We start from the raw sequence: 21,022 nt of genomic DNA on the forward strand, positions 1-21,022 counted from the left end.
TCCGCGCTCGGGTCCAGGCGTGAGCGCCCAGGACGCGGTTGGACGCCACGACACGGGCGAGAAACGCGCCGGTGCTACCGTGCGGGGGTGACTCCGGATGCCACGACCCCGCGCCTCATCCACGTCTCGGCGGCGGTCATCACCGACGCGGGCGGTCGTCTGCTGCTGGTCCGCAAGGCGGGCACGACCGCGTTCATGCAGCCCGGCGGCAAGCCGGAACCGGGCGAGACGCCGGCCGAGACCCTCGCGCGCGAGCTCGCCGAGGAGGTGGGGCTTCGGGTCGACCCCGACGCCTTCGAGCCGCTCGGGTCCTTCACGGCCACGGCGGCGAACGAGCCCGGCTTCGCGGTGGTCGCCGATGTGTTCCGGGTCGACATCGGCGACCAGCAGCCCGCACCGGATGCCGAGATCGCCGAGCTCCGCTGGGTCACGGGCGCGACGGCATCCGGGATCGAGATCGCCCCGCTCGCGCGGGAGTACTTCCTGCCGGCCTGACGCCGCCATGTTCGGTGCCCAAGACACGCGGATGTCACGGCGGCGACCACGTCCGCGCGTCTTGGACACTCCACGCACCGGGTGCGCGCCGGCACCCGGTGTCCGCGTACGCTGACCTGGTGCGCGAGGACTGGATAGAACACCGCCGCGCGGGCGATGGCGAACTGCTCGGCTGGATCGAGCCCGAGGGCGAGGACTTCGTCGCGATCGACCTGCTCGGGCATCGCCGGACCGACCCGGTCGACTGGTTGACTGCCGAGGAGACCCTCGACGCGCTCGGCATCTCGTACCTCGCGGACCTCTTCGACCTCCGCCTCGACGAGGGTTCCTGGCTGCGGGTGCGGATCGCGGAGGTGTCGGTCGGTGGCATCCGGGTCAAGAAGGACGACTTCGGCGCCGTCGGCGCCCCCCAGCTGTACTACGACGTCGAGTTTCCGGTCGACCCCGAGCGATTGCGCCCCGCGCGCTGAACCCGCCCCGACGTCACACCCGGGGCGCCGCGTCACCACGAGCCCTTGCGGTAGTCCTTCAGGAAGATGCCGAAGAGGTCTTCGCCGCCCTCGCCGCGCACGATCGGGTCGTAGACGCGCGCGGCACCGTCGACGAGGTCGAGCGGAGCGTGGAAGCCCTCCTCCGCCAGGCGCACCTTCGTGTAGTGCGGGCGTTCGTCGGTGATCCAGCCGGTGTCCACTGCGGTCATCAGGATGCCGTCGCTCTCGAACATCTCGCGGGCGCTCGTGCGCGTCAGCATGTTCAGCGCGGCCTTGGCCATGTTCGTGTGCGGGTGGCCGGGGCCCTTGTACCCGCGGCCGAACACGCCCTCCATCGCCGAGACGTTGACGATGTACTTGCGCCGCGCCGTCGAGGCCGCCATCGCGGGACGCAGTCGACTGACGAGCAGGAACGGCGCCGTCATGTTGGCCAGCTGCACCTCGAGCATCTCGAGGGGCTCGACCTGGTCAACGTGCTGCGTCCAGCTGTTGATGCGGTCCTCGTCGGGGACGAGGCCGCCCGCGTCGATCGCGGTCCCGGCGGCGAGTCGCTCGAGCGACGACGATCCGGCGGCCATCGCCTCGGCCGTGAGTTCCTCGGCCGTCCGCGCGGCCGAAGCGAGGATCGGATGCGCTGACACCGACTGCGCGAGCGCGAGCGGGTGGGCGTCGTTGGTGTGGCCGAACGTGAGCAGTTCGGGCAGCGGTCCGTCCGGGAGCGGTGCGAGCTCGGCATCCACCAGGGGTTTGTACGCGCCCGGCGAGCGCCGCACGGTCTGCGCGGCGTTGTTGATGAGGATGTCGAGCGGACCCGCGGATGCCACCGACTCGGCGAGTCCGATCACCTGGGCGGGGTCGCGCAGGTCGATGCCGACGATCTTCAGCCGGTGCAGCCAGTCGGCACTGTCGGGCAGCGACGAGAACCGCCGCACGGCGTCGCGCGGGAAGCGCGTCGTGATGGTGGTGTGCGCGCCGTCGCGGAGCAGACGCAGCGCGATGTACATGCCGATCTTCGCGCGACCGCCGGTGAGCAGCGCGCGCTTGCCGGTGAGGTCGGTGCGGGCGTCGCGCTTGGCGTGGCTCATCGCCGCGCAGTCGGGGCACAGCTGGTGGTAGAACGCGTCGACGAGCGTGTACAGCTCTTTGCAGATGTAGCAATTGCGGGCCTTGAGGAGCTCGCCCGCGTACGGGGTCTCGACGCGGGTCGCGAGGGGGATGCCGCGCGTCTCGTCGTCGATCCGGTCGGGCGCGCCGGTCGCGGTCGCGGCGACGACGGCCTTGTCGGCGTCGGCGACGCGCTGCCGCTTCTCCTTGCGGGACTGCCGCTTGACGTCCTTGTAGAGCTTTCCGGTCTGGCGACGCAGCGCGATGTAAGCCGGATCTTCGGGGTCGAGACCGGCGGCGGCGTCGAGCACGCGCAGCGCGATCTCGAGCTCGTGAGGATCGATGGATGCCACGCGGCCGGCCTCGCGATCGGGTGTCGGGAGTGTTTCGGGCACGGGAGAGTGTACCGAGGTGCGGCTGGGAGGCCGCACGGCCCGTGCGCTCGTCAGGAACGCAGGATGGTCGTCGCCGCCTCGACCAGGCGCCGCGCGTGCAGAACCAACCGTTCCGCATCAGAACGGGTCGGGAGCCGATCTCCGTAGGACTGCGTGGATTTCGCCGCGACGAGGACTTCGAGGTGCTTGGCGACCGCTGACGACGAGGCCTCCCGCAGCGCCGTCACCGCGTCACGGTGGGAGTCTGCCGCGATCTTGTAGCCGAGGACGTGCCCGCAAATGGCGTCACTCGCAGAAATCCCCGCGCTGACCGCGACCTCTGCCGCGTGTTTCCACTCGTGCGGGCTGTTTCCGGCGAGTTGCAGCTCCGCCGAATCCAGACGAGTGCGGGCATCGTTCATGCGGACAAGGACCGCAGCTGCGTCCATTGAGTGTCGACGTGGACTCATCCGCGGGCTCATGCTGCTGACCACGTGTCGAGGTGCGGGCCGAAGAGGTGGATGCCGTCACGGAGAACGTTCGCCAGGAAGGGGTCGCCCTCAGCCGCACGACCGACGAGCTCGCGCCGGTCCATGGCGTTGACCTGAGCAGCGTTCCCCGTGAGCTCCTCGATCCGCTCGGCGAGTGCGAGGAGCAGCTCCGCGCGCGCGTCGATGTCGAACCGGTCGGGGAAGACCACGAGTACGTCAACGTCCGACTCGGAGGTCGACGTTCGGCGCGCGACCGAGCCGTAGAGGGTGGCGGTGACGCGCGAGTCGGCCGGGACCTCCTCGGGTATCTCGTCGACGAAGAACAGACGAATCTTGTCGATCGCGTCATCGCGAGCGTTCAGCCCACGCTCGACCGCCGTCCAGAGGACGTGCGCGCGGTTCGGTCGATAGATGAGCGCCGGGGGTCGCGATTCGACACGCACGAGGCCCGTCCGCGCCAGACGCGTGAGCGCCCGGTGAACGCCGGACGTCGACCCGACTCCCGCGACCGCGTGCACCTGCCGGCCGGACATCCCGGCATCCGTCCGACTGAGAACCCGGAGCACTGCCGCCTCCACCGGGGGCACGAGGCCCTCGAGAGGTTCGGAGAGGTTCATGTGTCCATATTGACACATTTGTCCGCATTTGGGGACGATCGTGCGCGGTGGGGGACGATTGCGCGTGAATCGGGTCGATCTTCCGTGTATGGGGGCGATCTTCCCCTCCCGGGTCCCCGTGGGTGGAAACCGGGCCCGTGGATCACTCCAGCGGGGCCGAGCTCGGGATACGAGGTCAGGCGCCTGCGGCGGACGTCCTCACCGGGCAGGTTTGCCGTTGTCGACCCAGCGCGTGTGCGACTTCAGCGCGTGCGTCACGGCCAGCCGCACCGCGAGGTAGATCGCCCCGATCGCGACCGCGAGGCCCACCGCCCAGACCAGAAGAAGGATGATCGCGTGCAGTCCCATCATCCGGCGACTCTAGCTGCGGCCCCGCACACCCACCACCCCCGGCCCGCGACGGGGATCGCTCCGGGACAGGGCGATCCGGGCGGATCGGCCTGTCCCCGCGGCATCCCCTGTGATCGCGACAGCCCGGCATCCCTGTCGCCGCGACGACCCGGCATCCATTGATGTCGCGACGACCCGGCACCCATCGATGTCGCGACGGCCTCCGCGCCGCGAAGGAGGCGCGCCGTTCTCAGCGCGCCAGCACGCCACGCCGATCGGGGTCGAAACGCAGCAGCACGCGCTGCATCCGGACCTCGACGCCGCGATGCAGCAGCCACGCGAGCCCGAGCGAGATCGCGAAGGCGAGCGCGGCGAGCGCGAGACCGCGGGGCCAGTGCAGCTCGGGATGACCGTCCGGCCAGGCCGACGACACCGACGCGATGACGAGCAGGTGCACGAGGTAGAACGCGAATGACAGGCGGCCGAGCTCCTGCCACAGGGGCTGGGCGAGGAACGTCGACGAACGGTGCGCGTCCGCCGACGCGAGCGACGCGACGAGCAGCGCGAAGCCCCCGACCGTGATCGCGAGGCCGGGGTGGATGTCCGTGCCGGGCAGGGGCGGCGCTTCCGACAGCGCGTACCCGAGCACCGCGAGGGGCACGGCGAACCGCAACGGCGCGGGACGCCACGCGGTCTGCTTCATCAGCAGCGCGAGCACGACGCCGAGCACGAACTCGGGCAGGCGCAGGAGAGGGGTGGATGCCGCCGACATCGGCACCGGAGAAACGGCGGCGATCTGTGGCGCCGCGGCGACGAGCACGAGCGCGGCCGCGGCGACCGCCCAGAGTACGCGCGCCGAGCGACCGGCGACGAGGCGGATCACGAGCGGGAAGGTCAGGTAGAAGAACGCCTCGCACACGAGCGACCAGCTCGCGGGGTTTCCGGCCTGCCACCAGTCGGGGATCCAGCCGCTCAGGAGCAGCAGGTTCGCCCCGACCGGCGCGGCGCCGTCGGAGCGGATCTCGGGCACGAGCGTGGCCGCCGCGACGAGCGCGAGGCCGACACCGGCGACGTGCAGAGGGTAGATGCGCGCGGCGCGATGCAGCCAGAACGACCGCGCGCTCTGCGCGGGCTTGTATCCCCACGCCAGCACGAACCCCGAGAGGATGAAGAACAGTGTCACGCCGGTCTTCCCGGCCTCGAACAGGAAGCCCCACACGGTGCCGGCCTGCCCGCCGATGTACTGCACGGCCATGATGTGGTGGCCGAAGATGAGCATCGCCGTCGCCCAGCGGAGCCCCGTGAGCGAGGGCAGGTGGCGGGCCGCGAGCGGGCCGGCGGATGCCACGGGCCGTGCGGCGACGCGAGGGGCGGTGGTGGTCGTGCTGATGGTCATCGCCTCCCGGAACGCTCGCGTCGGCGGCACGCGGGCGCGCAGACGCGGGAACGTTACCCGTTCGTGATGTAGAGGAGCCTGGGAGCAGCCGGGGCTTGACGTGTGCCCGAGGGACGTGGCACCCCCGCAACCTCGTCCCACTTCTGGCGACGCATGTCCCACTTCTTGCCACCCTGACCGCCCCACGCCCACAAAAAGTGGGACATGGATGCCAGCACCTGCCGCAGCGCCGGCGGGGCCGTCAGCTCTCGCGCGGAAGCGCCTGTCGGCGCGGCCTCAGCTCTCGCGCGGAGGCTGCAGCAGCATCCCGAACGTGCGGAGGGTGTCGCTGAGGCCGACCGACTCGTCGAGGAGCCACTGGATCTGCAGGCCATCGGATGCGGCGATGAGCAGCGCCGCGAGATGATCGGCGGGCACGTCGTCGCGGATGCGCCCTTCGGCCTGCTGCCCTCGGAAAGTCTCGCCCAACTCGGCGCGCAGCCGCTCGAACCGCGACGTGAAGTAGTCCTTGCCCACCCCGCTGTCGACCTCCAGCGCGGCCGCGACGAGCGTGGAGTAGAGCTGCACGAACCCGGGCACCTCGACGTTCCGGGTCGCCGCCGCCATCATCCCCTCCACGCCGGGTTCCGTCGGGTGGGCGGCCTCCTCCTCGCCCTGCTTCGCCGCGGCGTGATCGTACACGGCGACGAGAAGTTGCTCGCGCGAATCGAAGTAGTGCAGCAGGGCCGCGTGCGAGACGCCGATCGATTCCGCGATGCGGCGGAGCGAGGTGCCATCGGCGCCGCGGCGACGGAACACCTCGATGGCGCGGTCGAGGATCTCCTGCCGGCGCTCGACGCCGCGGCGCCGCTGGCCCGGGCGGCCGATCGTGGCATCCTCGCTCATCCGCCCACCCTCTCGCATCCGTCAGGGCTAGCGTAACCTCCATGTGGAGGTTAGAGTAGCGGCACGGCCACCCGGCCCCTTGGACGACGACGTGCAGAAGGACCCCATGACCACTCCCGCCTCCCTTCCCGAAGCCTCGGTGCAGCTGTACACGCTGGCATCCGAGTTCTCGGCCGACATGCCCGGCTCGCTCGAGAAGCTCGCCGCCCTCGGCCTGCGCAACGTCGAGGCGTTCGCGTTCGTCGACCGCCCCGACGAGATCCGGGCGGCCCTGGATGCCAGCGGCCTCGCCTCTCCCACCGGCCACGCCCCGCTGCTCAGTGACGAGCTGTGGACGCCCGACGGCTCGATCCCGACGCCCGCGCCCGAGGTGGTGTTCGAGGCGGCCGCGACGATCGGCATCCAGACGGTCATCGATCCGTTCGTCTCGCCCGACCGCTGGCTCACCGAAGAGGGCGTCGCCGACATCGCCGAGCGACTGAACCGCGCCGCCGACGTCGCCGCAACCTTCGGCCTGAGCGTCGGCTACCACAACCACGCGCAGGAGTTCGTGGCCGACTTCGACGGGCAGAGCGCCTACGAGCGTTTCGTGTCGCTGACCGACGAACGCGTGCAGCTCGAGCTCGACCTGTTCTGGGCGCTCACGGGCGGCCAGGACGTTCCGGCTCTCGTGGCGAAGCTCGGCGACCGGCTGACCGCGGTGCACGTCAAGGACGGCGTGGTGCCGACGTCGAACCCGTGGGCGCCCGGCGCCGGCGAGATGTCGTCGGCCACGCTCGACCAGCGCCACGCGGGTACCGCCGACGTGCCGCTCGCCGAGGCGCTGCGTGCGGGCAGCGGCATCCGCTATGCCGTGATCGAGTACGACCGCGCCCCCGGCGACGTGTTCGCCGACGTCGCCGCGAGCCTGGCGTTCCTGCGCGACGGCGGGTTCGTCGCATGACCGGGCCGCTCGGAGTCGGCGTCATCGGCGCCGGCGTCATCAGCCAGACGTACCTCGAGAACCTCACGTCGTTTCCCGACGTGAACGTCGTCGCGGTCGGCGATCTGGTGCCCGACCGCGCTCGCGCGAAGGCCGACGAGCACGGCGTCGCCTCCGCCGGAACGCCCGACGACGTGCTCGCGAACCCCGACGTCGACCTGGTCGTGAACCTCACCATCCCGCAGGTGCACGTCGCGGTGTCGTCGGCCGCGATCGCCGCCGGCAAGCACGTCTGGACCGAGAAGCCGATCGGCCTCGACCGCGACGCGACGCGTGCGCTCCTCGCGCAGGCGGATGCCGCGGGCCTGCGCATCGGCTCGGCTCCGGACACGCTGCTCGGACCCGCCTTCCAGTCGGCCAAGCGTGCGATCCAGAAGGGTGTGATCGGCGAGCCGCTGTTCGTGCAGTCGTCGTTCCAGACGCAGGGCCCCGACCTGTGGCATCCGGACCCCGCCTTCCTCTTCGCCCGCGGCGCGGGACCGCTGCTCGACATGGGTCCGTACTACTTCTCGGCGCTCGTCAGCCTGCTCGGGCCGATCGCGGCCGTGACCGCGCGCGGTTCGCGCCCCCGTCTCGAGCGGACGATCCACACCGGACCGCGTGTCGGCGAGACGTTCCCGGTGGAGGTGCCCTCGACGGTCCAGGTGCTCACGTCGTTCGCCGCGGGTCAGCACGGGACGCACCTGCTGAGCTTCGACTCGGCGCTCGAGCGTCACGGCGTCGTCGAGATCCACGGCTCCGAGGGCACCATCGTGCTGGCGGACCCGAACCGCTTCGAGGGGCGCGTCGCCTACGTGAAGCCGCTCGGCGTGTTCCGCGATGGCATGAAGACCGATCAGGAATGGATCGAGATCCCGAACGAGGGTGTCGTGACCGGCCGCGGACTCGGCGTGCTCGACATGGCCCGCGCGATCGCCGCCGACCGCCCGCACATCGCCACGGGCGAGCTCGGCTTCCACGTGCTCGACGTCATGCTGTCGGCCGAAGAGTCTTCGGCATCGGGCCAGACGCTCGAGATCGGCAGCACCGTGGCCCCCGTGCCGCTGCTCGACGAAGGCTTCGACCCCTTCGCGCGAACGCTGTAACCCTCGCGCGCTCTCCCGCCCCGTGGTGTCGTGTGGATGCCACGGGGCGGGGGCGTTTGTGGGCGGGGTGCTTATGGGGCCGGGGGTGTGTGGGGCGGGGTGTGTGGGGCGGGGTGTGTGGGGCGGGGTGTGTGGGGCGGGGTGTGTGGGGCGGGGTGTGTGGGGCGGGGTGTGTGGGGCGGGGGTGTGTGGGGCGGGGTGTGTGGGGCGAGGGTGCGGGGCGAGGGTGTTCGCGGTCGGTCGCGGCGACGCCGTTTGCGCACCCGTCCTCCACAGCCGACGGATTCCCCGAGCTGTCCCCATCTGGCCCCTCGGAGGGCTCCCGATGTCGGAGGCCCTCGCTAGCATGCATACATGACTTTCGAGACACCTCCGCCGACTGAGGACGGGGCCGACGCCCTGTCGTCGGTGCTGGCCGAGGTACGCGGAGTGGATGCCGAGGTCGCGTCCGCCGAAGCCCGGCGCACTCGTGCGCTCGCCCGGGCGGGGCACCTCGCTCTCGACGCGACGGCCGGGATGCGGGCGTCGTCGAAAGCGGCGGAGATGGCGCTACGGGAGGTCGCGTCCGAGATCGCCGCAGCATCTTGCCTGTCGGATCGCAGCGTGCAGTCGCAGATCGGCCGAGCGATGACCGTCGCCGATGACTTCCCGGCCACCCTCGACGCGTGGGAGGCCGGGGCGTTGTCCCGCGCGCACGTCCAGGTGATCGTGGATGCCGGGATGCCACTGCCGCTCGAACGCCGACACGAGTTCGACGTGCTCGCCGTCGTGACCGCCGACGGCCTGAGCCCGGGGCGATTGAAGCCCCGCCTGGCTGCGTTGGCCGAGTCGTTGCAGCCCACCACGATTACGGAGCGGCATCGTCAGGGTCGCGAGACGCGGTGCGTCCGAGTCGTCGCGGGTGAGAACGGCATGTCCGACCTCGTCGCGACGCTGCCGACCGTGCTCGCGGTGGGAATCTACGATCGACTCGTGCAGCAGAGCGCGGCGTTGATCGACGCCCGCACCGAGGGGCACCACGCCAACGAGGGCGAGGTGCGCGGCGCCAGCGCGAGAGGACGGGTCCGCGACGTGAGCGGCACTGTCGGCAACGCCGGCGGCAGCAGCGCGACGACACCCGATGCGCGAAGCGCCGACCAGGTGCGGGCCGACATCCTGGCCGACCTGCTCCTCACCGCCGCTCCCGAGGCCGATCCCACACGGGTCGACGACGGCCCGGGCACTCTGGGCGCGATCCGCGCGAGAGTGCAGGTGGTCGTGCCGGCGTTGACGATGCTCGCACCCACGGCTGAAAACCTCGACCCCGCTGAGCTGGTTGGGCATGGGCCCATCGACGCCACGACGGCCCGCGCCCTCGCCGAGGCCACCGCCCTGCCTTGGGACCGAGTCGTCACCCACCCCGTCAGCGGGTCGGTGCTGCGCACCGACACCTACCAGCGCACCGCGGCGATCGACAGACATCTCCGCGCTCGCGATCGGCACTGCCGCTGGCCCGGGTGCATCTCCCCCGCCGTGCGATGCGAGGTGGATCACACCCACGACTACGCGCTCGGCGGCGCCACCGACGTGGGAAATCTGAGCCACCTCTGCCAGCGGCACCACACACAGAAGCAATTCACGCGCTGGAAGGTCAGGCAGCTCGCCGGCGGAGTGCTCGAATGGACCTCTCCGACGGGCCGCGTGTACATCGACGAGCCCCTGCCCTACGCGTCGGCGGTGAGGTTTCTGCCCGACGAACAGCCTCCGCCACCTTCGCCCGGCGACCGCGAGCCCGCACCGTTGTGAACCCGCAGCGTTCAGAATTCGCAGCGTTCAGAATTCGCAGCGTGGGAATTCGCGCTGTTCAGAACGCCCACCGTTCTCACACCGCGCCGTTCTCACACCGCGCCGTTCTCAAACCGCGTCGCTCTCAAACCGCGTCGCTCTCAAACCGCGTCGCTCTCAAACCGCGCCGTTCTGACACCGCGCAGCTCGAAGAATTGCCCCCCCCCCAAAAAAAAACTGGCACCGCGCCCACAACCGGCACCCACCCTCAACCGGCACCGCCCCCACAACCGGCACCCACCCTCAACCGGCACCGCCCCCACAACCGGCACCCACCCTCAACCGGCACCGCCCCCACAACCGGCACCGCCCCCATAACCGGTACCGTCCTCACCGGCGCGCGTTTATCGGGCCCCCTCGGGCACCGGCGCCACGACGCCAGCTCGCGCGCGACCACATCAGAGCCACCGGATCACGGCCCCCAGGTCACGGCCCCAAGATCAGAGCCACCACATCAGCCTGACCCTCGGAAAGTTCAGCGGCGGATGCCCGGCGAACGCGTCAGTGGTACCCGAGCACCGCGCGCAGGTGCCCGTACTCCTCCTCCATGCCCGCGTTCGCGCGCCGCGGGTCGTCCGACTTCCCGGTCCGTCGCATGTCGGCGAGGTACCGACGGTCGGCCTCCCACCGCGCGAACGCATCCGACCCCACCGACCCGTGCCCCGGAATCACGACTCGTGCGGCCCGCGCGTACGGTTCCAGGATCTCGAGCGCCCGCTCGTACGACGGCACATCGTCGGGCCAGAACGGCAGCGGAAGCTCGACGTCGCTGAGCATGTCTCCGGCGACCAGCACACGCGATTCCGGCAGCCAGACGGCCGTGTGTCCGGGAGCGTGCCCGTCGTGCACGACGAGCTCGACGCCGAAGCCCGGGGAGCCGGCATCCACCCGCCCCATCAACTCCACCAGCTCGGCGGGGAAGTCCGCACCGAGCGCCGCAACCAGCGCCTCCCGTTCGTCCCGGGCGAGCTCGGCGGTCCGCGCCGACGCCCACCGCGGCACATCACCGAACCCCGGATGCCACAGCAGATGGTCGTGATGCGCGTGGGTCGAGAAGCCCTCTACCACCGTGAGACCACGCTCGCGCAGCGCGTCGGCGAGCGCATCGAGCTCGTCGGGCGTCCACGCCGGATCGATCAGCAGAGCCCGACCGGATGCCACGACCACCGTCGTGTTCGTCTGCATGACACGGCTCGTGGCGACGAGCACCCCGGGCGCGACCTCGCGGAGCGGAGAGCGGAGCGAAAACATGTCGTCAGCGTAGGTTCGGAGCAGCCTCAGCACCCGAGCTGGCTCGCGCGCGCCGCCGCCACCCCGGCCACGACGACGCGTCGATCACGCAGAACCGGTTGCCCTCGGGGTCCTGCATGATCACGTAGTCCGCGTCGTCGGGCATCCCGGACCACTCCACCTCGGTCGCACCGAGTCCCGTGAGCCGCCGTACCTCCGCCGCCTGGTCGTCGGCATACAGATCGAGGTGGATCCGCGGCGGCAGGACCCGGGCCGAACGCTGGGCGTCGAGCGACACGTTCGGCCCGGTGCCGTCAGCGGGATGCAGCAACACGAAGTCGTCGTCGATCGGCTCCCGAACGACGTACCCGAGGGCGGCGGACCAGAAGCGGATCTGTGCGTGCAGATCATCGACACGGATGACGATCGAACCGACGACGAGCATGGCCCCACGATAGGTCGCCGCGCCGCTACTCCGTCACCTCCGCACGATCGACGCGGAACGTCTCCGACCGCCCGTCCGGCGCCGTCACCGTCACCTCGGCCACACCTTCGCCGCCCGGGAACACCCGCAGCGTCAGCCCGTCGAGGTAGTCGTAATCGGGCCGATCGTCGCGCGCACCCCACGGCAGCACGGCACCGGGACGCACGTACAGCGGCAGCGAGTCGAAGCCGTGCGTCTCGCGCCGCCACCCGCCGCCGATGACCCGCTCTCCGGTCAACAAGTGGGTCCACTCCCCCGTGGGCAGATAGAACGTCACGTCACCGGATGCCGAGAACACCGGCGCCACGAGAACGTCGGGCCCGAGCATGTACTGCCGGTCGAGGTGCAGGGTCGTGGGATCGTCGGGGAACTCCAGCGCCATAGGCCGCATCACGGGAACACCCGTCGCCGCCGCCGAACGCGCCGCCGCATACAAGTACGGCATCAGCCGAAGCTTCAGGCGAGAGAACCGACGCGTCACATCGACCGCCTCGTCGTCGAACGCCCACGGCACCCGGTACGAGTCCGAGCCGTGGAAGCGGCTGTGCGACGACAGCATCCCGTATGCCACCCAGCGCTTGAACACGGCCGGATCGGGCGTGCCCTCGAAGCCGCCGATGTCGTGACTCCAGAACGAGAACCCGCTCCACGCGAGCGACAGGCCGCCGCGCAATGTTTCGGCCATCGACGCGAACGTCGAGGAGTTGTCACCGCCCCAGTGCACGGGCATCGTCTGCCCCCCGGCCGTCGCCGAGCGGGCGAAGAGCACGGCTTCCCCGAGACCACGCTCCTCGACGAGCACGTCGTGCACGGCCTGGTTGTACAGCTGCGCGTACAGGTTGTGCATGCGCTCCGGATCCGTGCCGTCGTGCCACACGACGTCGGTGGGGATCCGCTCGCCGAAGTCGGTCTTGAAGCAGTCCACGCCCTGCGCGATGAGACGCCGCAGGTACGACTGGTACCAGCGCACGGCATCCGGGTTGGTGAAGTCGACGAGCGCCATGCCCGGCACCCACAGGTCCCACTGCCACGGCGTGCCGTCCGGACGCCGCACGAAGTACCCGTTCGCGACCCCCTCGGCGAACAGCGACGAACGCTGCGCGATGTACGGGTTGATCCACACCGACACGCGAAGGTCCCGATCGTGAAGGCGGCGGAGCATGGCATCCGGATCCGGGAACACCCGCTCGTCCCACGTGAAGTCGGTCCAGTTGAACTCGCGCATCCAGAAGCAGTCGAAGTGGAACACCGACAGGGGCAGGTCGCGCTCGGCCATGCCGTCGATGAACGAGGTCACCGTCTGCTCGTCGTAGTCGGTCGTGAACGACGTCGTCAGCCACGTGCCGAACGACCATGCCGGCACGACCGGCGGACGACCCGTGAGGGCGGTGTAGCGCTCGAGCACGTCCTTGGGCGTGGGTCCGGCGATGACGAAGTACTCCAGCGCTTCGCCCGAGACGGAGAACTGCACGCGCTCGACGTTCTCGGAACCGACCTCGAATGAGACATGCCCGGGGTCGTTGACGAACACGCCGTACCCGCCGGACGAGACGTAGAACGGCACGCTCTTGTACGCCTGCTCGCTCGACGTTCCGCCGTCGGCGTTCCAGATGTCGACGGTCTGACCGTTCTTCACGACGGGTCCGAAGCGCTCACCGAGACCGTAGACCGTCTCGCCGACGCCGAGGTCGAGCTGTTCGTGCACGTAGTGCCGCGCGTACGGCACACCCGTTTCGGCCCCGGCGTTGCCGATCACGCCCGTCTCCACGTCCGCGCCGTCGGCGAGGCTCACGCGCCCGACCGAGCGGTGACCGCTCCCCGTCACCCGCACCCCGTCGACCTCGAACGACAGATCCCAGGGCGCTCCCGGCGCCACGCGCGCGGTCAGCCGCCCGGCTGAAAGGATGCCACCCGCCTCGGTCACCTCGACCGATCCGCCGCCCGCGACCGCCCCCGGCAGAGCGAACCCCGCACCCCGCGCCGCTCCGTCGTGGTGCACGATCCGCACCCGCACGACGCCGTCGAGCGGCGACGACAGGGTCACGGTCAGCAGCGTCCGGTTCAGAACGTCGCCGCGCTTGGCGATGACCTTGGTCGGAGCGTGCACGATCAGGCCGGGCCCATCGGCGGTTTCCGTGGGGCTGATGTCGTACGCCTCGGCGGCGTAGTCCACCGCGACGCCGGGGCGCATGAGCCAGAAACCATCGGTGAACTTCATTGCGTGACTGCTCCTGCCGTGATGCCGCGTGTCGGCGTGGGTGGGGAAAGTAGGACCTTCACTTCACGGCTCCCGCCGTGATGCCGCGCGTCAACGTGCGCTGGAAGATGAGGAAGAAGATCAGCGTCGGGATGATGCCGAGCAGGGCCGAGGCGCTGATCGTCGTGACATCCATGAGTCGGTCGCCCTGCAGGACGCTGATCGCGACGGGGACGGTCTGGTTGTCGTTGGATGCCAGGAACGTCAGCGGGATGAGGAACTCGTTCCACGTCCAGATGAAGAAGAAGATGACGAGCACCGACAAGGTGGGACGGCTGATCGGGAAGATCACGCGCCACAGGATCTGCCAGCGGCTCGCCCCGTCGATCGCGGCGGCCTCGAGGATCTCGCGCGGGAACGTGCCGTAGACCGACGACAGCAGGTACGTCCCGAAGGCGGCCTGGATGACGGTGAAGACGATGATGACCGACCACACGTTGTCGTACAGGCCGACGGATTTGAACATGTAGTACAGCGGGTACAGCAGCGCTTCCTGCGGCAGCAGGTTCGCCATGAGGAACAGGAGCACGATCCCCGTGCGGCCCCGCACGCGTCCGATGCCGATCGCGAAGGCGTTGAGCACCGAGATGAGCACGGCCAGCACCGCGACGACGCCCGAGATGAGGATCGAGTTACCGACCTTGCGGGGGAAGTCGACGCGGTTCCAGAAGTCGATGATCCCGCCGAAGTCCAACTGCTGCGGCAACGCGAGCGGCCCGGACGTGGCGTAGTCCACCGGCGACTTGAACGAGTTGACGAGCACGAGGTAGAAGGGCGCGAGCACGAGGAGCGCGCCCACGACGACGAGCGCGAGCAGCAGCCAGTCCACGGGGCGTCGGCGGGTCATGCCGCCGCGGCCGGCGCGGCGCTGCGGACGCCCGGTGGTGATGACGGCGGTGGAGGTCACAGTCCCGCCCTTTCCTTGCGTTCGAGCGAGGTCTGCACCCGGATGAACACGATCGATACGACGACCACGAGGATCGTCAGCACCGTCGCGATGGTCGCGCCGTAGCCGACGTTCCGCTTGGTGAAGAACTCGAGGTAGGCGTAGTACGCCGGGACGATGGTGGACCCGGCGGGGCCGCCCTGCGTGATGACGTAGACCGGGCCGAAGACCTTCAGCGCGGCGATCGTGCAGGTCAGGGTGACGACGAAGATCTCGGGCCGGATGATGCTCACCGTGATCGCGGTGAACCGCTGGAACCAGTTCGCCCCGTCGAGCTCCGCGGCCTCGTAGAGCTCGGGGTCAACGCGCTGCAGGGCGGCCATGAACACCACCACGGGGTAGCCGATCTGCACCCACACGAGCACGACCATGAGCACGATGAGCGCCGAGGGCATCTGCCCGAGCCAGTCGTACGACGGGATGCCGAGCCCGCCGAGGATCTGGTTCAGCGCACCGGTCTCGCCGGGGCGGACGATCCAGCCGATCACGATGCCCGCCACGGCGACCGGGAGGATCTGCGGCAGGTAGTAGGTGGCACGGAGGAAGCTGCCGACCTTGCCGCCGAACTTGCGCCCGACGACGTCGAACAGGAGGGCCGCGACGGCGAGGCCGACGAGCGTCGGGACGACGACCATGGCGAGGACCATCCACACCGAGTTGGTGAAGGAGGTCCAGAAGTCCTCGTCGCCGAGGAGCTTCGTCCAGTTGTCGAGGCCGATGAACTCGGGGTCGCCGACGCCGCGCCACTTCGTGAAGGTGAGGAACACGTTCCACACGAGCGGCACGATCACGATGACCAGCAGCAGCACGAAGCCGGGCAGGAGGTAGAGCCAGTAGCCGGCGGTGCCGCCACGGCGTTGGGGGATGGCCGGCTGCTCGGGCGGGAGTGCCACCCGAGCAGCCGGTCGCGTGAGAACTGACATCAGCGGAAGTCCGCCGTGCCCTCGTCGTACTTCTCGCCGAGGTTGGCGTTCGTGGTCGCGGCATCCTGGCTGCCAGTCACCAGACCCTGCAGCTCCTGCACGAGCACGTCGTAGAAGCCGGGGGCGGGCCAGTCGGGGTAGAACGACAGACCGTCGTCCTCGAGGATGCCGTTGAAGGTGTCGATGAGCTCCTTGCTCTTGGCATCCGTGATGTCGGCGGTGTCCGCCGCGACGGGCACGCCGCCGTTGTTGCCGATGATCGCCTGGATCTCGGGGCTCATCGTGATGTCGATGAACTCGTACGCGAGGTCCTTGTTCTTCGAACGCTCCGGGACGACCCACAGGTTGCCCGACGAACCGAGCGAGAGCTCCGAGCCGGGGAAGGCCGCCAGCGACCAGTCGAACGTGGCGTCGGAAGCGAAGCGGCCGTACCACCACGAGCCCGACACGAAGATCGGCGAGGTGCCGTTGATGAACGAGACGCCGGCGTCCTCGGCCTTGACCGACGAGACATCCTTGGCGATGTAGCCCTTGTCGACGTAGTCCTTGAGGGTGTCGGAGGCGTAGGTCACCTCGGAGCCCTTCCAGTCGACCGGGTTCTTGTAGAGCTGGTAGTCGTCGACCCACGAGCGGTCGGCCTTCGTCAGCGCGAGCTGGTACCAGAGCTGACCGAGCGGGTACTCGGCGCCGGCTTCGGCGAGGGGCGTGATGCCCTTCGCGGCGAACGCGTCGAGCACCTTCACGAACTCGTCGTAGGTCTTCGGCACCTCGAGACCCGCCGCCGTGAAGGCGTCGAGGTTGTAGTAGACGCCGACGAACTCGCCGTAGTTCGGCACGCCGTACCAGGTGTCGCCACCCATGACGCCGTCGGAGCTGTACTTCGCCGTGGTCTGCAGCGACGGGGCGAGCTTGGCATCCCACCCGTACTGGGTGACCGCGTCGCTGATGTCGGCGATGAGGCCCGTGCTGGCGAGGAAGCCCGCGGTGGCGTTGCCCTTGTTGAACTCGAGGAGGTCGGGCGCGGCGTCGGTGTCGAGCACCTGGCTGGCGGTCTTCTGGATCTGCTCGAAGGATTTCTCTTCGACCTTGACCGTCGCGCCGGTCTTCTCTTCGAAGATCGGGATGGCGGCGTTCCAGGCCTTGGCCATCGCGCTGTCGGCACCTTCGTAGTGCCAGAGCGTGAGGGTCTTGCCGGCGCCATCGCTCGAGCCGGTGTCACCGCCACCGCCGCTGCAGGCGGAGAGGGCGAGGGCGGCGACGGCGATCGAGCCGACAGCCGCGAGGGCTCGGGTCGCGCGTCGTTGTGCGTTCGTGCGTGCCATCGTTGGCACTCCTTTCACTGTGATCCGCTGGTTGATGGGTGTCCGCTAGCGGGGGCGGATGCGTCGGGCCCGTCATCGAATCGGGTGTCGAAACGGCGTCGAAATTGTGTCGAAGCGCTTCGATAATGGGCGAACAACGCAGGTTGTGGAGTTGGGAGGGTCAGGCGGAGCCGGGCGCGGCGACGGAGCCGCGCTCGAGGTACGTCGGTGGGATGAGATGGAGGCCGGATGCCACGGGGCGTCCGGCGACGAGCTCGATCGCCAGGTCGACCGCGAGCTCGCACGAGCTCTGCGGCACCAGTGGGATCGAGTCGACCGGGGTGGGCAACGTGTCGGTGTCGAAGCTGCTGCCGACCGACACGATCGAGACGTCGCCCGGCACGCTCTTGCCGAGCGCGGTGAGCTCGACGAGCACGACCTGCAGCACCTCCTCGGGGGCGTGCAGCAGGATGCCCGTAACGCCCGCGGCGACGAACTCGCGCACCGAGGCCCGCACGTGCGAGCGGTCGGTGACGACCTCACCGGATGCCACGGCGCGCGCGTTCATGCCGCGCTCGGTGGCCCGCGATGCCACGGCACCGCGGACGCGCGGCGGGAAGTTCGACTTCTCGTATGCGCGTCGCGAACCGCCGATGAGACCGATCTCGCGATGCCCCGCGTCGGCAAGACGATCGACGGCCTCGACGGCCGCTCGCTCGAAGTCGAGGTCGACGCAGACGAGGTCGTCATGGTCGTTCGGGATGCCGACGAACAACGTCGGCGTCGCACTGGCGCGCGCGATCTCGACGCGCGGATCGTCGGGGGCGACGTCCAGCACGAGGATGGCATCCACGAGTCCGCTCGCCGCGACCCGCTTCATGCCGGCCGAGGCGTCTTCGTCGGTGAGCAGGAGCATGTCGTACTCCTTGCGACGGGCCGCGACGGTCATCGCGTGCATGAACGCCATGTGGCTCGGCGCGTGAGAATCGGCACGCAGCGGCTCGGACAGGGCGAAGATGTTCGTCTGGCTGCCGGCGAGCATCCGCGCTCCCGCATTCGGGCTGTACCCGAGCTCGAGCACTGCGTCCTGGATACGACGCCGCGTGTCGGCCGAGACCGGACGCTTGCCGCTCAGCGCGTAGGAGACCGTGCTGATCGACACGCCCGCAGCGCGGGCGACCTCGTCGATCTTGGCCATAGCGACTCCTTCGTAGCGTGTCTAAGCGCTTCCGGGAAGCGCTTCGACCGCCAAGCTAGACCAGGTCCGGCACGGAGCGCAAGAGGTAAGTTGCGGAGGGCAACAAACTCACGCCGTCGGCACGCCCACGTCGAAGTTCTGCGAGAACACGTCGTCCGGGTCCCACTCCCCCTTGATCCGCCGCAGCCGCTCGAGGGTCGCCGGGGGGAACGCCCGGTGCACGTCGTCGGGCCGATGCGTCGACTCGAAGCTCAAATACAGACCGTCGAGCACCTCGCGCACCGGCCCCCATGCCGCATCGAACGCCGCACCCGCACTGCCGGCGACGGCGGTCACCGAGAAGTTCTGGTGCCGGTGGGCGTAGGCCGTGGCATCCGGAGCCGTGTCGTTAATGGCTCCGCCGGCGCTCCGGATCTGCAGCATGTCGACCCCCGGCGCACGCAGCAGCGCGGCGAGCCGTCCCGCGAGGTCGGTGTCGAGGTGGATCGCGAGGCCCCCGTGCATGACCGCGGCCTGCTGTCCCGTGTGCGGAGCGCCCGAGGCGAGCGGCACCTCGGGGTACGGCACGAGCTCGGCACGCTGACCCGTCACGCCGGGGAGGGCGACGAACGGTTGCAGCGCGCGGGTCGCGGCATCCGTCCCGTCGCCGGCGTAGACGATCGTCGCCTGGGCGAACGGCCGCGGACCCCCGCCGACGTAGAGGAACGCCGAGACCTCGCGCGGAGCCGCCTCGACCGTCGCTCCCCACCGCTCCAGGAACCCGACCGGATCGGCGAGGTCGAACATGACGTATGCGCGAGCGACCACCGGCGTCGTCCCGGCCTCGAACTCGAACGACGTCACGATGCCCACGTTCGCCCCCGCGCCCCGGACGGCCCAGAACAGGTCGGGATGCTCGTCGGCGGAAAGCCGCAGCACGCGCCCGTCGGCCGTCACCACCTCCGCCGCGCGCAGCCGGTCGATGGTGAGACCCTGCGCCCGCCCGAGCAGCCCGATGCCGCCCGTCGTCGCAAGGCCGCCGACACCGACGTCACCGGAGTCGCCCGAGGTGAGCGCGAGTCCCCAGCCGTACGCCGCGCGGGCGACGGCTCCCCATCGCGCGCCGGGCCCGACCCGCAACCGGGAGCCGCCGAGGTGGTGGACGGCATCCATCCGGCGCAGATCGATCACCGTACCGCCGTCGTTGGTCGAGATGCTGCTGATGCCGTGACCGCCGCTGCGGATCGCGAGGGGTCCCGGCTGCGCACGCGCGAACTCCAGCGCCCGCGCGACCTCGACGCTGGAACGGGGAAGCGCGACCGCCGCCGGCGAACCGGTCGCGGAGTACACGTGCCGAACCGATCCGTACGCGCGATCTCCGGGCCGGATGATCTCGAGTGTCATCAGAACCGTCCCAGCTCGGCCTGCGGCCCGGCGGCCTTGTCGATGAAGTACTGCACTGTCGCACCCGACAGCGGGCTGCTCCCGTCGACCAGGGCGCCCAGGTGCGCGCCGATCTCCTCACCGTCGAGCCAGCGGAGGTCGTCGATCCCCGCCTCCTGCCGCGCGCGCGTCCGCACGACGCCGAGAATCAGTTCGTACAGGCGGGGCCCGCGGGCGCCGAGCTCGGCGGCCACCGTACGCATGAGCGACTTCGTCGCGGCACCGCTGAGAGCCACGACGGCCGCGCCGGGGAAAGGCAGCTCGGCGCTCATGCCGTCGAGCCGCGCGATCATGCCGGTGCGTTTCGTCACGGGAACGAACGCCCGCAGCAGCCGGAACCCGCTCGTGAGATTCGCGTCGACGAGGTGGTCCCACTCGTCGTCGGTGATCGCGAGCGCGGGCTTGCGCCCCTGGTCGCCCCACGATGCGACGCTGAACACCACGCCGTCGAAAGGTCCGTGCCGCTCCGCGAGCGCGCGCACCCGCGCGTCGAGCTCGACGTCGGTGTCGAGCACCTCGGTGACGAGCCGCCCCGGGCCGGCGATGCGCTCACGCAGGGCGGCGAGCCGCCGCTCGTCCCGCCCGGTCGCGATGACCGTGGCACCGGCCGCGACGAGCGCGCGCACGACACCCTCACCGACACCGCCGGATCCACCGACGACGACGACCACCGCGCCGGTCAGGTCGCCGCTCACGCGTCACGCTCCTCGGCCGTCGCGGCGATTCGCGCCGCGTGGGTCTCCAGGGCCGACAGGATGCCACGGAGCTCCTCGACCTGCTCGGCATCCAGCGCGTCCGCGAACCAGCGTTTGGCCGCGCGAAGGTGGGGCCCAACCGCGCGCCGGTGCGCGTCGCGCCCCGCCGTCGTGAGGGTGATGCGCTGCGCGCGCCCATCGTCCCCGCCACCCGCGGCCCGCTCCAGCAACCCACGGCGCTCAAGCCGCCCGAGCTGATGCGCGACGCGGCTGGACTCCCAGCCGATCGACCGCGATACCTCCGACGGCCGAGCCTCTCCCCCGGCCTCGACCAAGTGGGCGAGCACGGTGAACTCGGCGTCGGAGAGGTCGGCATCCGACCGCAGTCCGCGCCCTACCTCCCGCCGCAGCATCTCGGTGACGGATTGCAGACGCTGCCACGCGTCGAGTTCTGAGGCGTTCAATCTTGCTGACACGTCAGGTATAACGCAG

21 protein-coding genes are annotated in these 21,022 nt (G+C 70.1%); 5 read left to right on the top strand and 16 right to left on the bottom strand.

The features are described from left to right. The first annotated feature begins 87 nt into the window (after positions 1-87). Together AC3WLZ_RS16645 and AC3WLZ_RS16650 are read left to right on the top strand one after the other, a co-directional pair. Positions 88-495 (top strand): NUDIX hydrolase, encoded by a 408-nt coding sequence (locus AC3WLZ_RS16645; protein ID WP_412926032.1) that lies wholly within the window; start codon positions 88-90, stop codon positions 493-495. A 119-nt stretch (positions 496-614) separates the two neighbouring features. Further along, positions 615-965, top strand: a complete 351-nt coding sequence (locus AC3WLZ_RS16650) for a hypothetical protein (protein WP_412926033.1) — start codon at positions 615-617, stop codon at positions 963-965. Between the two features lie 32 nt (positions 966-997). Here AC3WLZ_RS16650 and AC3WLZ_RS16655 read toward each other — a convergent pair whose 3' ends face one another. The 6 genes from AC3WLZ_RS16655 to AC3WLZ_RS16680 form a co-directional block, all read right to left on the bottom strand. Beyond that, positions 998-2,485, bottom strand: a complete 1,488-nt coding sequence (locus AC3WLZ_RS16655; protein WP_412926034.1) for an SDR family NAD(P)-dependent oxidoreductase — start codon at positions 2,483-2,485, stop codon at positions 998-1,000. A gap of 50 nt (positions 2,486-2,535) precedes the next feature. Next, complete coding sequence (locus tag AC3WLZ_RS16660) at positions 2,536-2,886, bottom strand: hypothetical protein (protein WP_412926035.1); 351 nt, start codon at positions 2,884-2,886, stop codon at positions 2,536-2,538. Positions 2,887-2,942: 56 nt separating this feature from the next. Next, positions 2,943-3,572, bottom strand: a complete 630-nt coding sequence (locus AC3WLZ_RS16665) for a nucleotidyltransferase domain-containing protein (RefSeq protein WP_492470833.1) — start codon at positions 3,570-3,572, stop codon at positions 2,943-2,945. Between the two features lie 198 nt (positions 3,573-3,770). Continuing rightward, on the bottom strand, positions 3,771-3,923 hold the full coding sequence (locus AC3WLZ_RS16670) for a hypothetical protein (RefSeq protein WP_412926037.1): 153 nt from the start codon (positions 3,921-3,923) through the stop codon (positions 3,771-3,773). 229 nt (positions 3,924-4,152) lie between these two features. After that, positions 4,153-5,298 (bottom strand): acyltransferase family protein, encoded by a 1,146-nt coding sequence (locus tag AC3WLZ_RS16675; RefSeq protein ID WP_492470834.1) that lies wholly within the window; start codon positions 5,296-5,298, stop codon positions 4,153-4,155. A 276-nt stretch (positions 5,299-5,574) separates the two neighbouring features. Further along, positions 5,575-6,183, bottom strand: coding sequence for a TetR/AcrR family transcriptional regulator (locus AC3WLZ_RS16680; protein ID WP_492470835.1), 609 nt, complete (start codon positions 6,181-6,183; stop codon positions 5,575-5,577). A gap of 106 nt (positions 6,184-6,289) precedes the next feature. Between AC3WLZ_RS16680 and AC3WLZ_RS16685 the strand changes: the two genes are divergently transcribed. The 3 genes from AC3WLZ_RS16685 (at position 6,290) to AC3WLZ_RS16695 (ending at position 10,035) form a co-directional block, all read left to right on the top strand. After that, the gene (locus AC3WLZ_RS16685; RefSeq protein WP_492470836.1) at positions 6,290-7,126 is read left to right on the top strand and encodes a sugar phosphate isomerase/epimerase family protein; all 837 of its coding nucleotides are present in this window, start codon (positions 6,290-6,292) and stop codon (positions 7,124-7,126) included. Further along, positions 7,123-8,250: a Gfo/Idh/MocA family protein gene (locus AC3WLZ_RS16690; RefSeq protein ID WP_492470837.1), complete on the top strand. Its 1,128-nt coding sequence runs from the start codon at positions 7,123-7,125 to the stop codon at positions 8,248-8,250. The genes AC3WLZ_RS16685 and AC3WLZ_RS16690 overlap by 4 nt, the downstream gene beginning before the upstream one ends. Before the next feature lie 354 nt (positions 8,251-8,604). After that, positions 8,605-10,035: an HNH endonuclease signature motif containing protein gene (locus AC3WLZ_RS16695; RefSeq protein ID WP_492470838.1), complete on the top strand. Its 1,431-nt coding sequence runs from the start codon at positions 8,605-8,607 to the stop codon at positions 10,033-10,035. 540 nt (positions 10,036-10,575) lie between these two features. On the opposite strand, the gene AC3WLZ_RS16700 is transcribed toward AC3WLZ_RS16695, so the two are convergent. The 10 genes from AC3WLZ_RS16700 to AC3WLZ_RS16745 all read right to left on the bottom strand — a co-directional run bounded on the left by AC3WLZ_RS16700 (position 10,576) and on the right by AC3WLZ_RS16745 (position 20,994). Further along, positions 10,576-11,325 carry an MBL fold metallo-hydrolase gene (locus AC3WLZ_RS16700; protein WP_492470839.1) on the bottom strand — a complete coding sequence of 250 codons (750 nt, stop codon included), beginning with the start codon at positions 11,323-11,325 and terminating at the stop codon, positions 10,576-10,578. A gap of 4 nt (positions 11,326-11,329) precedes the next feature. Next, positions 11,330-11,749 carry a VOC family protein gene (locus AC3WLZ_RS16705; protein WP_492470840.1) on the bottom strand — a complete coding sequence of 140 codons (420 nt, stop codon included), beginning with the start codon at positions 11,747-11,749 and terminating at the stop codon, positions 11,330-11,332. Between the two features lie 25 nt (positions 11,750-11,774). After that, on the bottom strand, positions 11,775-14,006 hold the full coding sequence (yicI, locus tag AC3WLZ_RS16710; RefSeq protein ID WP_492470841.1) for an alpha-xylosidase: 2,232 nt from the start codon (positions 14,004-14,006) through the stop codon (positions 11,775-11,777). A 58-nt stretch (positions 14,007-14,064) separates the two neighbouring features. Beyond that, positions 14,065-14,952, bottom strand: a complete 888-nt coding sequence (locus tag AC3WLZ_RS16715; RefSeq protein ID WP_412926046.1) for a carbohydrate ABC transporter permease — start codon at positions 14,950-14,952, stop codon at positions 14,065-14,067. Continuing rightward, on the bottom strand, positions 14,949-15,914 hold the full coding sequence (locus AC3WLZ_RS16720; RefSeq protein WP_492470842.1) for a carbohydrate ABC transporter permease: 966 nt from the start codon (positions 15,912-15,914) through the stop codon (positions 14,949-14,951). Before AC3WLZ_RS16720 ends, AC3WLZ_RS16715 begins: the two co-directional genes overlap by 4 nt. Then, positions 15,914-17,236 (bottom strand): ABC transporter substrate-binding protein, encoded by a 1,323-nt coding sequence (locus AC3WLZ_RS16725; protein WP_492470843.1) that lies wholly within the window; start codon positions 17,234-17,236, stop codon positions 15,914-15,916. The genes AC3WLZ_RS16720 and AC3WLZ_RS16725 overlap by 1 nt, the downstream gene beginning before the upstream one ends. 160 nt (positions 17,237-17,396) lie before the next feature. After that, positions 17,397-18,413: a LacI family DNA-binding transcriptional regulator gene (locus AC3WLZ_RS16730; RefSeq protein ID WP_412926049.1), complete on the bottom strand. Its 1,017-nt coding sequence runs from the start codon at positions 18,411-18,413 to the stop codon at positions 17,397-17,399. Positions 18,414-18,521: 108 nt separating this feature from the next. Further along, positions 18,522-19,796: an FAD-binding oxidoreductase gene (locus AC3WLZ_RS16735; protein ID WP_492470844.1), complete on the bottom strand. Its 1,275-nt coding sequence runs from the start codon at positions 19,794-19,796 to the stop codon at positions 18,522-18,524. Continuing rightward, complete coding sequence (locus AC3WLZ_RS16740) at positions 19,796-20,530, bottom strand: SDR family NAD(P)-dependent oxidoreductase (RefSeq protein ID WP_492470845.1); 735 nt, start codon at positions 20,528-20,530, stop codon at positions 19,796-19,798. Before AC3WLZ_RS16740 ends, AC3WLZ_RS16735 begins: the two co-directional genes overlap by 1 nt. Beyond that, on the bottom strand, positions 20,527-20,994 hold the full coding sequence (locus AC3WLZ_RS16745) for a MarR family winged helix-turn-helix transcriptional regulator (RefSeq protein WP_412926052.1): 468 nt from the start codon (positions 20,992-20,994) through the stop codon (positions 20,527-20,529). The genes AC3WLZ_RS16740 and AC3WLZ_RS16745 overlap by 4 nt, the downstream gene beginning before the upstream one ends. Between the last annotated feature and the right edge of the window lie 28 nt (positions 20,995-21,022).

It is taken from the genome of Microbacterium sp. FW305-3-2-15-F-LB2, assembly GCF_058787255.1.